12 protein-coding genes are annotated in these 12,430 nt (G+C 51.2%); 1 reads left to right on the plus strand and 11 read right to left on the minus strand.

Translation table 11 applies throughout. The annotated features are described in order from the left end of the window. Positions 1 to 84: 84 nt before the first annotated feature. Positions 85 to 291, plus strand: coding sequence for a hypothetical protein (locus ABH897_RS24180; protein ID WP_283656356.1), 207 nt, complete (start codon positions 85 to 87; stop codon positions 289 to 291). Here ABH897_RS24180 and ABH897_RS24185 read toward each other — a convergent pair. The 11 genes from ABH897_RS24185 to ABH897_RS24235 all read right to left on the minus strand — a co-directional run bounded on the left by ABH897_RS24185 (position 260) and on the right by ABH897_RS24235 (position 12,399). Next, a complete protein-coding gene (locus ABH897_RS24185) occupies positions 260 to 1,066 on the minus strand; it encodes an MBL fold metallo-hydrolase (RefSeq protein ID WP_283653987.1) in 807 nt (268 codons plus the stop codon). The genes ABH897_RS24180 and ABH897_RS24185 overlap by 32 nt on opposite strands. A 6-nt stretch (positions 1,067 to 1,072) precedes the next feature. After that, positions 1,073 to 1,837 (minus strand): two-component system regulatory protein YycI, encoded by a 765-nt coding sequence (yycI, locus tag ABH897_RS24190; RefSeq protein ID WP_283653988.1) that lies wholly within the window; start codon positions 1,835 to 1,837, stop codon positions 1,073 to 1,075. A gap of 88 nt (positions 1,838 to 1,925) precedes the next feature. Then, on the minus strand, positions 1,926 to 3,269 hold the full coding sequence (locus tag ABH897_RS24195) for a YycH family regulatory protein (protein ID WP_283653989.1): 1,344 nt from the start codon (positions 3,267 to 3,269) through the stop codon (positions 1,926 to 1,928). Next, positions 3,266 to 5,095 (minus strand): cell wall metabolism sensor histidine kinase WalK, encoded by a 1,830-nt coding sequence (gene walK / locus ABH897_RS24200; RefSeq protein ID WP_044648119.1) that lies wholly within the window; start codon positions 5,093 to 5,095, stop codon positions 3,266 to 3,268. Before walK ends, ABH897_RS24195 begins: the two co-directional genes overlap by 4 nt. After that, positions 5,092 to 5,823: a response regulator YycF gene (gene yycF, locus ABH897_RS24205; RefSeq protein ID WP_014278963.1), complete on the minus strand. Its 732-nt coding sequence runs from the start codon at positions 5,821 to 5,823 to the stop codon at positions 5,092 to 5,094. Before yycF ends, walK begins: the two co-directional genes overlap by 4 nt. Before the next feature lie 227 nt (positions 5,824 to 6,050). Beyond that, positions 6,051 to 7,574, minus strand: coding sequence for a M23 family metallopeptidase (locus tag ABH897_RS24210; RefSeq protein ID WP_283653990.1), 1,524 nt, complete (start codon positions 7,572 to 7,574; stop codon positions 6,051 to 6,053). Positions 7,575 to 7,873: 299 nt separating this feature from the next. Then, complete coding sequence (locus ABH897_RS24215; RefSeq protein ID WP_404581029.1) at positions 7,874 to 8,521, minus strand: hypothetical protein; 648 nt, start codon at positions 8,519 to 8,521, stop codon at positions 7,874 to 7,876. Positions 8,522 to 8,665: 144 nt separating this feature from the next. Next, positions 8,666 to 9,382 (minus strand): GntR family transcriptional regulator, encoded by a 717-nt coding sequence (locus ABH897_RS24220; protein ID WP_283653992.1) that lies wholly within the window; start codon positions 9,380 to 9,382, stop codon positions 8,666 to 8,668. Between the two features lie 38 nt (positions 9,383 to 9,420). Beyond that, complete coding sequence (locus ABH897_RS24225) at positions 9,421 to 10,428, minus strand: CehA/McbA family metallohydrolase (RefSeq protein WP_283653993.1); 1,008 nt, start codon at positions 10,426 to 10,428, stop codon at positions 9,421 to 9,423. Continuing rightward, a complete protein-coding gene (locus tag ABH897_RS24230; RefSeq protein WP_283653994.1) occupies positions 10,421 to 10,888 on the minus strand; it encodes a hypothetical protein in 468 nt (155 codons plus the stop codon). Before ABH897_RS24230 ends, ABH897_RS24225 begins: the two co-directional genes overlap by 8 nt. Continuing rightward, positions 10,885 to 12,399, minus strand: a complete 1,515-nt coding sequence (locus tag ABH897_RS24235) for a hypothetical protein (protein WP_404521388.1) — start codon at positions 12,397 to 12,399, stop codon at positions 10,885 to 10,887. Before ABH897_RS24235 ends, ABH897_RS24230 begins: the two co-directional genes overlap by 4 nt. Positions 12,400 to 12,430 lie beyond the last annotated feature (31 nt).

A 12,430-nucleotide genomic window follows, 5' to 3' on the forward strand; every position in this document is an offset into this window, starting at 1 on the left:
GTTAGCTTTATTGTATCACAGCACCCGGCAAAACCAAGCCGATCACACGCCATTTTTCAAATATTTTAACAGGAGGAATGTATGATGAATCAACATCGCTCAGCTATGGATGAAGTTCGTATGGCTGCCAAGCTTGCGGATCTGAAAGACGAGCATTACCGCAACACTCTGGCGTTAAGTACACTCATTGAGTTACTGGTGGACAAAGGCATTGTAACCCGCGAAGAGGTAGAACGCAAAGCCGCCGAGCTAGACAGCTTTATGACTCACTTACCTTATCCCACGGTGTAGGACGGTCATAATACGTATCGCACAATCGGAACTCACTGTCCTTGTAAAAGCAGCCACGGTCCTCCATCGCCCCGCGCACGGTCAGCTTTGCCAGCTCCATCATATTGTGGTCGCGGCTCAAATGTGCCAAATACGTTCGCTTCGTCCGTCCCGTCAGCAGCTCGCTAAGAATCGCGCCCGCCATCTCATTGGATAAGTGACCGATATCACTGAGAATACGGCGTTTGATGTTCCAAGGATAACGCCCCATACGCAGCATTTCCACATCATGATTAGACTCCAGTACCAATACATCTGCGTCGGAAATCGCCAGCTTCACCTTGTCGCTGACATAGCCCAGATCGGTGGCTACACTGAGCTTCTCTGCCCCATCGTAAAAGCTATAGCCTACCGGCTCAGCCGCATCATGAGATATACCAAAAGACTCTACACGCAACGATTCAAATTCGCGTGTTGCGCCTGTCTCCAATATCCTGCGGTTATCGTCCGCAATCTGCCCAACAGCATTGCTGATGGCAAACCACGTCTTCTCATTCGCATACACAGGTAAATTATATTTACGCGCCATGGCGCCTAGTCCTTTAACATGATCGGAATGCTCATGTGTGACCAAAATACCATCCAACTCTTCTCCGCTCAGATCGCGTTCCTTCAGCAATTCATCAATACGCTTCGCGCTGAGACCTGCGTCGATGAGTAATGTCGTGTCTTCGTTCCGGACAACGGTGGCGTTGCCGGTCGAACCGCTCGACAGCACGGTAAATGAAATCCCCATATCTGTTCAAGACCCTTCTGTTTGTTCTGTCTTTGGACTTATGACATCTCCGTTCATCTGCACGTAATACACGCCTTGCCCGTTATCCAGCATAAACCGCCATACAGGTGCAGCCACCTGGCTATCCGAGTTAAAGGTTTGTCCGTAATAACCCAGCCGGATATCCTTCACAATCGCATCACGCGGCAAATAACTGTCAATCAACCTTGCCAGCGCCTTGGATGCGGGCAGCATTTTCTTCGCTTCATCCGAGGGCTGGAGATCAACCTGAATTTTGCGATATCCGATAATTTTCTGGTTACTGTAAAACAGGGCCATCTTCACATTAAATAAAGGCCACTTTCCCTGTACCAATGGGTGTAGCACAAAAGCATCTGCCTGTCCGGATGTAAGCTCCTCCTGAACATCCAGCGGATCATACTGGTAGTTGTCGATGTCCCTGATTTGCGGCTGCAATGCCTCAACCAGCGCATCGTGGGTGAATACCAGCTTGCTGTCTACCGGCTCCGGTAACTTCACACGCTCATCCTTTTCCCCGCCATGGACATACGTGTAAGACAGCTTCGGCAACTGGGGGGTATCCCCGGGAATCGGAGCCAACACCTGAATGCTCTTCTCTTCCATTAAACGCTGCGTATTTTCATCCAGCGAAGTAAAATCCAGATTCGGCCCTGCCGTTTCCTGCGCATCACTCCACAACTGGCGCCCCAGTACTACATTGAGCAGCAAAAACGTGCAGATCAGTACGTTTTTGGCGCGGCTCCAATCCATTCCCGTTCCCCCTTTCTGTCATAACCCTGGCCATGCTTTATCCCTTTGCTGGTGCTATGCTGTGTGAGCAGCACCAAATCTGAATCAGTCACTTCTTTACTGCCTGAGATTGCTGCGTTTGCGGTGTACTCGACGTTGTCGCCGTCACTGCAACAGCGTGAATCTCTGCCACAGAACCGTCGCCCAACGTAACACGCCACTCGGGAACGAGCTTTAACCCATCATTGATCAGCTCCGGCTGATATACAGGGGTCAGATCTCTAATCGTTTTCCCTTTAGCTACAGTTTCGAGCTGCTTCTTCAAAGTTTCGCCACCCGGAAGCATAACCTTCTTCGAGGATGGCTCGCCGCCCTTGAGATACAACAGCGAACGATCATAGACGGATGCCGTTTCCTGCTGGATTTCCAACAAAATCGTGCCAAACCGGAAGGATGGCGTATCCAGCACCGGATAAGATCCGTAATACTGCTGGAACAGCACATTGGTACGGTTCTCGTCGCTGCTTCTCATTTTCAACTGATACGAAGCATCCCAACCGCCATGCTGATTCACAAAATCAACTGCCGACAGCACATCCCTCACCGAACTGCTTCCGCCCGCCCCCGGTGCACTCGGATCGGTATAGCTCATCCAACGCTGCTCCTGCTTAATTTGCAGACTGCGCTTGCTGTCCGTATAAATTTGGGAACCGTCCTTCTCCTGAATATTTCGCGTAATCCCTGGATCGAAAAACAAATTCCGCTGCATCTGCTCTGTCGTGAATAGCCCGGCATATACCACGGGCTGCACCGTCTCCAGGTTATCTGCCGGAATGTAATACTGATTATCCACCAGCTCGTACAACGGGGCATTTTTACCGAAATTCACATGCTGCCGGATATCCTCCATCGTCATATCAAACTGATTCGCCTCATACACCACATCGCCTCTGGCACTGAAAAAGAGGGCATGCGGCTTGGCATTTTTCTCATCTATATAGATCCAGATACGATTAATCGTCTCTCCCTGAAACACAGAATCCGGCGTCAGACGCATAACTCGCTCCAGTAATGAAACCGGGACACCCCCCGAAAAGGATAATTCCATGCCCTCATTCTCGCTGCGAATCCGCGCCCAATCTGCCGAATGGATACTCCGACGTTGAAAGCTGTTAAAGCTCCGGCTCTCCAGCCGTGTAAAAATCAAATCATAGAAAGCAACACCCGGATAAAAAACGGTATGCTTGTTTTGCCCTTGATGAATCAGCATTTTGTCAGGAAACACGAGCTTTTCAATCTTTTTCTCCTGTCCCATGCTCTCGGTTTTGACATAGTTCGTCTCCGAAGTAAGTACAGAATCACTGCCCGGAAGACGATAAATCAGAAAATAACTCTGTACGAGGCTGGAAGCAACCAGCAAAATAAGCGCCCATGATTTCAAACGTTCCTTCACTGTGCTTCCCTCCCTTCACCCAACATGGGGAGCGTAAAGGTTGTGCAGGTCCCTTGACCATATTCTGACTCCAGAAAAATCTGGCCTCCATGCGCCTTTACAATTTCCCGGGCAATCGACAGCCCTAGTCCCGTACCGCCCATATTGCGCGATCTGGCCTTGTCCACACGGTAAAACCGTTCAAAAATCCGGTCCAAATCCTTTTTGGGAATCCCTATCCCGGTATCCTGTACCGAAATAGACAGCATCCCCTCACTATTGCGGCGAGCTTCAATCCGAATATTTCCGCCCTCCGGTGTATATTTCAAAGCATTGGACATCAGATTGTCCAGCACCTGCTCAATTTGGTCCCGGTCAATCACGACCTTGCCGATCCCCTGCTCCACGAACATTCCAGACCGGATATGCTTTTGCTTCATTTGAAAAGAAAATCGATCCGCGACTTCGTCCAGCATTTCCATCACATCCGCAGGCTGCATCCGCAAGGGCGCTTCATTGGAATCCAGCCGCGACAGATGCAGCAAATCCGTGACTAACCGGATCATACGCTCCGTCTCGTTGCGGATCACGCCTACGAAACGCTCCGCGAGCTGCGGTTCACCCATTGCGCCGTCATCCAGCGCTTCGGCATAGCTGCGGATCGTCGTCAACGGGGTGCGCAGCTCATGCGATACATTCGCTACGAACTCCCGACGTGTCGTCTCCATTTCCTCCTGCTCCGTCACGTCCTGGAGCACCGCAATCGTTCCCGTGATGCCAAATTCACGCCGATGAATCGGCGTGAACGTCACGCGGATAACGATCGGCTCGTCCTGACCCGCTGGCTCCAGCTGCAAGAGCGTGGAAGCCGAAGAACCGCTGTACAGGGCCTCGGTTTCCTCCGGGTCGATACCGAGCAGCACCGCGATATGTCTGCCGGTCATTTCGTTCTCGTTCACGCCCAGCATCGCACTGGCTCGGCGGTTGACCAGAATAACCCGGCCATTGTCATCTGTAGCGACCACTCCGTCGCTCATGTTGGTCAAGATGGAGGAGAGCTTTTCCTTCTCCTCTTCATTTTGTGACAACGCCTCGCGCAAGCGGCCTGTCATATAGTTAAAGGCCACACTGAGCCTGCCGATCTCATCGTCGCCAAACACAGGCATCTGCTGGTCGAATTTGCCCTCGGCAACCTCTGTCGCATGACGCGTCATCACCTTGATCGGGTGTGTAATCGTATGCGCCAGCACCACGCCCAGCACAGCCGTCAACGCCAATGCAATGAGCATACCCGAGAGAAATACATTGTTAATGCGTTTCATCGTATCGTACAACTCCGTCATCGAGGCGGCGATATACACCGCACCGACAATCTTGCCTTGGCTGATGACGGGCTTGGCGACGACCTTCTTGCGGACATTATCCTCGTCCACCATGTACTCCTCATTGTCACGGATACCCTGGAGTGCACGGCTGACCACCGTCTGCGTATTTTTGCGTCCGACATAATCGGCGTGTGAGCCTTGAGAAGTAATCAGCACCTTGCCGCTGGCATCCAATACCTGAATTTCTGCACCGCTAAAATCAAACAGATTATTCACGCGTGCGCGCAGACTTTCCACGCTGTCTTCCTCCATTTTACCGTCACTGCCGTTCAGATCCTGCTCTGCCAGCACGGACAGCATTTCCGCCCGCGCCTGCAAGTCCTGTGTAAAGTTGCTCGTCAAAGAGTTCTTCATGGAGCTGACAAAATAGACCCCGATCAGCTGCATCGCCACTAAAATCAACAGCACATAAATAATGATCAGCTTCGCATGAATCGTGCGAAAGAAAGACAGCCATCTCATGCCCGCAGGCCACCTTTGCCCCCGCTAATAATGTATCCGAGTCCACGGCGCGTCAGGATCGTCTCCGGCTTGCTCGGGTTTTCCTCAATCTTCTCGCGCAGCCGCCGGATCGTCACATCCACCGTCCGCACATCCCCGTAGTATTCGAAGCCCCACACCGCCTGGAGCAAATGCTCCCTTGTCATGACCTTCCCGGCATTTTTAGCCATATAATACAGAAGCTCATACTCCCGGTGCGTCAGATCGAGCGGTGTACCGTTTTTGTATGCTGTATACATATCCGTATCAAAAAAGAGGTCCGCCACGCGCAGCCCCTGCTTCTCTTCCTGCGAACGGCTTTCCGACGTGCCTGCCCCGCCGCGCTGCTGTCTGCGCATCTGTGCCTTCACCCGCGCCAGCAATTCCCGTGTGCTGAACGGCTTCGTCACATAATCATCTGCGCCCAGCTCCAACCCCAGCACCTTGTCGATTTCCCCATCTTTGGCGGTCAGCATAATAATCGGCGTCTGGAGCTGATGCCCGCGCACCTCGCGGCACACATCCATGCCGTCCATCCCCGGCAGCATCAGGTCCAGCAAGATCAGGTCAGGCTGCTGCTTGACTGCGATATCCACCGCGCTGATTCCATCGAAGGCGCAAATCACCTGATAGCCCTCTTTTTCCAAATTAAATTTCAAAATATCAGCGATAGGCTGTTCATCATCCACCACCAGAATCGTTCCCTGCATACAGCGCTCACCTCTTCCTACGGATCATGTTATATATTAACTTTCGTTTGTCAGTGTCCATAAGTTGCTTATTCTATTCTACCATACCCGCACGCCATTCTATTACTTGTCCAGCCCCTTTTTCTTACACAAAAAAAGCCATGCCTGCACCCACTGTTAAGCATGCAGAAAAACATGGCCTTCCCCGTATCCTCATGAATTATCATCCAGCGTTATAAACGATCCTTCTATCTTAAATACGTCATTGGATTGCGTGGCGTATTGTCTTTACGAATTTCAAAATGCAGATGTGTTCCTGTCGAGCGTCCCGTGTTCCCCATAACTCCGATCGACTCGCCTTGCTGAACCACCTGTCCCACATGAACGCCAATGCTGCTCAAATGCCCGTATACCGTCTGGTAGCCATTACCATGGTCGATCATAATGACATTGCCGTAGCCATTCTGCTGACCTGCAAATGTAACTACACCTTCATCCGATGCGTGGATGTCAGGACTGCCGACCAAATCGACACCCTCATGCATACGTCCCCAGCGTGCGCCAAAGCTGCTCGACATCGCTGCGCCGGACACCGGCCAAGCGAACTCTCCCGATCCTTCGCCTACGACCTTTGTTCCTTTCAAAACCACCTCGGAAACAGACGGCTGCAACACCTTTTGACCGAGCCATTCCTCTTGCACGACCTCGCCATTCTCCTTGGTCAGACGGTAATCCATTTCCTTCAAGCCTGCCTGTCCAGGTCTGACGACCTTGGTAACTCCTGCTTTCAGCTCGTCACTTTGGCGAACCTCAATCTCAGGCTCAATGGCAATCTGCTCAACGACCTTCTCTACCGTCCGGACCGTAACCGGAGCCTTTGGAGCGGTAAGCTTCAATTCATCCCCGATTTGCAGATACAGCTCACGCGAGCCGGGGTTGTTCTGCTTAATCTCCCAAGCGGTCATATTAAATTTATTCGCAATCGACGACAAGGAATCGCCTTCCTGTACCGTATACGTTACAGGTGCCTCACGCGCCTCAGTCAGTGCTTTAACCGCTTCTGCCTCTGTCAGCACCTTATTCGGGTCCGCTTTTACAGGCTCATATGCAATTTTCTCACGAATACTGGCAGACTCCAGCCATGCTTTAGGGGCTTTGCTACTGGTACTTGCATGACTGCTGCCCACGGATGTTTTGCGAACCAGTCCCTTGATGCCTGTAGCCGTGGCCTCACCCGCAGGTGTGTATTTCTTCTGCACTTGCTTCAAAGCAGCCTGTGCAGTCGCTTTATCCTTTACAATACCGACCGTCTGGCCGTTGACCTTCACTTCTACTCCTTTGGCATACGCGGTGAGCATGCCGTCCAGCTTCTTCAGTGTTGCTCCGCTGTCGATATCCACTTTATACGCCTTTTCAATGCCTGTCGTTACCGCGCTTGTATTGAGCACCATGTCCACACCGGGATACTTGTCCTTATATTGCTTGCTCTTCGTTGCATACAGTTGATTTAGCTGTTGCTCATTGAGGATGCTTCCGACCTCCACACCCTTTACATACACTTTATAATAAGGAACCGTATTGGCTCCGACATATTGATTGCCAGCAAAAATAAGACTGCCTGCAATCACCACACCGCCTGCGGTCCAGCTCAACCATTTTCTCCGTCCGTTCCACCACATTGCTATTTTTCCTGCTGCTCCAGCAGGCTTGTTTTCAACGCTTGATTCTTCTTTCCTGCTGTCTGGTGAATGCTTCCCCTTAAAAACCTCCATGATTCTCTCCTTTTCAGCATATCTTATCTCTATATAAATGCGTTCGTTATTGGTTTTTCTCGCTATGATTCCAGCCTGTATTTACAAGTATCTATGATATTAGTCGCTATCTAGCATTGCATAGTTGCGTAAAAGGTTTCAAAATTTTAACCTTTTCGCGACACTGTTTACTTTAACATAGCCTTTACAAAGAATTCAACTCCACTCCAATTTCTGCCTGACACGCAAAAAAATCCGCGCCCGGCGCGGATTCCACAGTCCTATTGTGAGCATGAGCATTCCCCATAGTCGAATCGTTACTATTTAAGCATACCCATCAGCTTGTTATACTCTTCTTTCGTTAGATACTTCGCAAGCACCTGCTGAATATCCTGCAGCTCCTGCTCGGTCAGGCCGCCTTCCATCGCGGCAGATATTTTCTGCATTTCCTCAGGCGGCAATTTATTCATCAGAATCGCAAAAATTTCCTGCTTCTGCTCGGCGGGTAAACTGTTCTTCTTTTCCGTCAAATTATCGGGCGTGATGACCAGGTCATGACCTTCAATACTCGTTTCAGGTGTAGCGTTCCGTGACGCACCAGTCGACGAAGAACCGCCCTCCTGCGGGGTTTTCCCATTCGTTGCCCCACTGGTACCCGTGCCTCCTGCGCCGCTCCCACTCTCATCTAAGCCCTGTCCCATGACGGATAAAGCATCATCAGGCGGTGTTACACTTTCCGAACCGCCACCCGTAGCTTTGTTTTTTCCCGTACCTGTACTTTTATCGGTGCCAGAGCTTCCATTCAGCCAACCCAATCCCCATACTGGCTGATGATCCAGTTGAATGTTAAACTGCCGCAGCAGCGATTGAACATAGGCATTCACGACCACACCTGTTACTGCCAGCGTTAAAGCACTGACCAGCACCACTGTTATTCCTTTTTTAAGCAGCCATCCAAGCCACCTCATATCCCGTTACCTCCTTATACGCATCTTGCCATGTGTATCATCATGAAGTGCATATAGATCAGTATTGACGAGATATGACGATTTTTAACCCTTGGAATATGTAAAACTAGCACGGTTGGATAGTAGATGTAATTCTTACATGAATCAGCGCGTACGGCGCACCCAAAAATGGAAAATGTCGCTGCGGACATAATCCAGTGAATACAACACCTGTCTGTTCAGCTCATCGTAATGAAGCTGCTTGAGCAGTAACACCGTGGCCTGCGGATGCTTCAACAGACGCGTCATATGGGCATCGTCATGACTCGGGACGGTAAGCTCCGAATACGCGCCAACGATTCGTACCCCGGCTTTAAGTTCCAGACTTTGAAAAAGCGAACCCGAAAAAGACCCGCCGTCCAAAATCGAACCTGCTAATGTCTCCGGCATCCAATTGATAGAATGTGCTACCGCTTCCCCATCGGCTGTGCGAGTACGCTCCAGAACGATCATGGGCTCATTCTCGGAAAACCTCATTCGTTCGGCAATTTCAGGAGGACAAACCTTCATCCTCTTGATAGATTCCAGCTGCTCGTCTTCCCGCAACCCTGCCGAACGGATCATGTCCCCGATGCTGTACAGGCGGTCCAGCGAGCTTGGAATGCTCGGCAGCGGGCAAGTAGCGAACGTACCACTCCCGTGCTTCACCAACAGCTTGCCTTCCGTTTCCAACTGGCGGACGGCTCCCCGTAGCGTCGCACGCGAGACGCAGAACAATCGGGAAAGTTCAGCTTCCGAAGGCAGCCTCTCGCCCGGCTCAATTTGGTTGACCTCTATATATTCCTCTATAAGCTGCTTAATGTTCTCTTGTTTTGTTGACACCGTCCAAAGCCCAGCCTTTCTATTATAGTGACCTGAGTTCAAGTGATATACATCGGATTTGTAAAGGCAATCATCGTGACGCAATCTTCCATATATCCATATAATTCGGCTCGCACCCAGCCTTTTCCTGTTGGATCTTGTAATGATAGCGTATATTCACCTGATTGAGCAGGGATATAAGTTTCGAAGCATACCCCCTGGCCGCTTGTCAGCAGAAGGCGAAGGTTCTGAGGCTCAAGGTTGTAATGGCCTGCTCTCGTTTCCACATCCAATTGAACCGTCACAGACAGTGAATCCTCCACAGCCAGCTCTACACATTCGCCGATGTGATATCGCTTTTCACTGCCCTTAACCTGTGCCGACATCGTCAGTAACGGTCCCATCGTAACCGACACCGAACCGAGGCGGATCGCCTCGACTGCCCGGTTAACTAAGCTCTCCTGCTCTTCTGCTTCACCATGAACACCCAGATACGTGACAGCCGGAAGCGCATCATCCGGTTTGGATACATGCCAGTCCCGACCACTTACAGCCGTGATGCGATACCCCTGATTCAATAAATCCGTCCACATGGCAAACGCCCGCTGGCTATCCCGCTTAATAGACGGCATAAGCGTTGACCAGACCTCAATATAATCGACCTCATGCCAGTCCTGAATGGTGTATTCCCAAAAGCACCCCGTACAGATCGGACTTCCGATCCTGAATGGATGGGCAAGCCCTGCAATGCCTCCCTGCTCATGCACTTGCCGGATTCCCTCATGAATGTCATCCGGCCCCAGCACTCGCCAGTCAATAAAGCGGTCTACCCCCAGCGTCAGCAAATGTCCGTAAAAGGTCGTCCACTCCATCCCTGAAATGATCGGGACACCGAACTGCTGCTGGACCCGTTCCTGATCCACAAGTGCCGACTGGGTATTGTGATCCGTCATAGCGATGCATTCAAGCCCGAGGTCCGCTGCGCTTTGGGCAAGCTCCTCCAGCGTTTGCTTTCCATCACTGTGAAGCGTATGGGTGTGAAGCTCAGACGGAATCCATTTAAGCATATATGGCTCCCTCCCCCAATACGTGAATTTGGTAAACAAGCGTCTCGGTCACAACGGCATGCAGACTGACGGTAATCCGCCACATTCCCGCCGGATTATCTCCTGCGAGGAATCCCGGCGAAGCCGCAGACGAACCGAGCCAATGCTCCTGCTGCATCTCGGGACGGTGTGCATTTCCCCGATGGCGGAGAGGGTCATCGACAGACAGCGTCAATAAATTTTGCAGTGGCATATACTTCTTCCACAGATCTGATGAATGTCCCGGTTCGTCGTATCCGTATTTGCTCATGCTTTCCTCAATAATTTCTCGCGCTTGCTCCTGATCCTCCAATAACTTGGGGGTGTAAGAGAAGTGAATGCGGATCGTGTCAGTCGGCTGTGGGATGTGAAAAGAGTACGTAATATGGCTCTGGGTGCAGGTTCTATCGACCGTTCCTTCCACATACAGTAGCCTGCTCATGACTCCCCATCCTGACTTGTCGGGTCATCCACAGTACGGTTCACCATATGATTCACAGTATGATTGCCATCACCCGCTCCGTTTTTGTCTGCTGCCCATAAAATACCCGCTGGATGATGCCGCGTTAGCTCAATCACCCGATCTGTACGAATACCAGGAAACTGCGGCAGGTTTTCCTCGTTTAGCGTAAAAGCATACAGTCCAGCCACTTCCATGCTGTCCGCACCGCCCTCCAGCAATACGGCTCTGATTTCAGCTATATCCTCAAGCACAGCCTCTCCAGATAACTTGACCGTTGTAGAAAAATGCGACTCTGCACCCTCATAAGCAGCCCTGAATTCACCCAGTCGCAGATCATGATAGCACGATGAATACCACTGCTCCGACCCGTGAAGGCGAAGCTCTATATCCACACAGGCATCTTCCTCGCGTCGGTTAAAGCCCGGCTTGGACGCTGGAGACAATTCACTGCTGGAATCCCTTAAGGGGCGTTTTGAAGTCTGGATAAATACATAGCTGCGTTGGTGGGCAAGCATAATGGAAGACGCATTTGACGGCATTTCCAGCTCCTGCTGACGCTCCATCTCCCACCCGGTGACCTGATAGGCAAAAGGAAAACGACTCATGACCGCCTCACGCGGCTCTTCCTCTGGCTTCCACTGGAAAGCAGGCGGCAGCATAAAACGATAGTCCGATGAAATGTCATCCTTAAAGTTTCCATTGGTTGTTGCGGATTGGAGAACAGGATGCCCGCCCAGATCATAGTTGCCATTAAACGCAGTCGTAATATGATGTGCCCCCTGGAAAACAGCATCCAGAACATTGCCCCCGGCATCCAGCTCGACGCGGTACATCCATTCGATATCGGTGGTTCTCCCCCATTTGCTCATGAGCAGCGGTGCGGGCGTTCCTTCATCCTCATGGCTGTACATCATCTGGTATTCAATGACCGTTTTCCCCTCATTCTCTTCCACGGAGTAGAACAGAACAAGCGGTGTATCCGTAAAGCGGTTCTCATAGGGATGTGCCAGATTGCGACCGTATAAAAGTGGGGTGTGGCGATAAATCAGCGATCTTGGAGACGAATCGGCCACGCAGCGCATTTCAACCCCGTCAATCCATGCTCTGGATACAAGCGGAGCCGACTCCAGTTCTCGAAATTCGGCATAGACCTCATAATCGCCTTCTTTTAGATACCCCAACAAACGGGTGTACACACCCTGACTGCTGCCATAATACAAAATAACATCCTGATTATAGGCTTCGTTCAGGTAGAGGCGCACGAAGGCGGATTCCCGATCTGTCGCAGCCCAGTCACTGTCCGATCTGGCGAGCAGGTCAAGCTCCGCGAACCCGTCTTCGGGCATGGAAAACGTGAACCGGAATCCGTTCCCCGGACTGAGTTCAACCTCCGCTTTGTGTAAGGCAATCCGATACCCGCAATCCAGCAGGTCCTTTTCCCACACTCGCCCACTAAACCCGGTAATCTGCACCTCTGCTTGGCTGTTCATCCCTGTAACCTCCTTAGTTTATAGCGGCTGT

It is taken from the genome of Paenibacillus sp. RC73 (assembly GCF_044908085.1).
GTDB classification, from domain to species: Bacteria; Bacillota; Bacilli; order Paenibacillales; family Paenibacillaceae; genus Paenibacillus; species Paenibacillus terrae_A.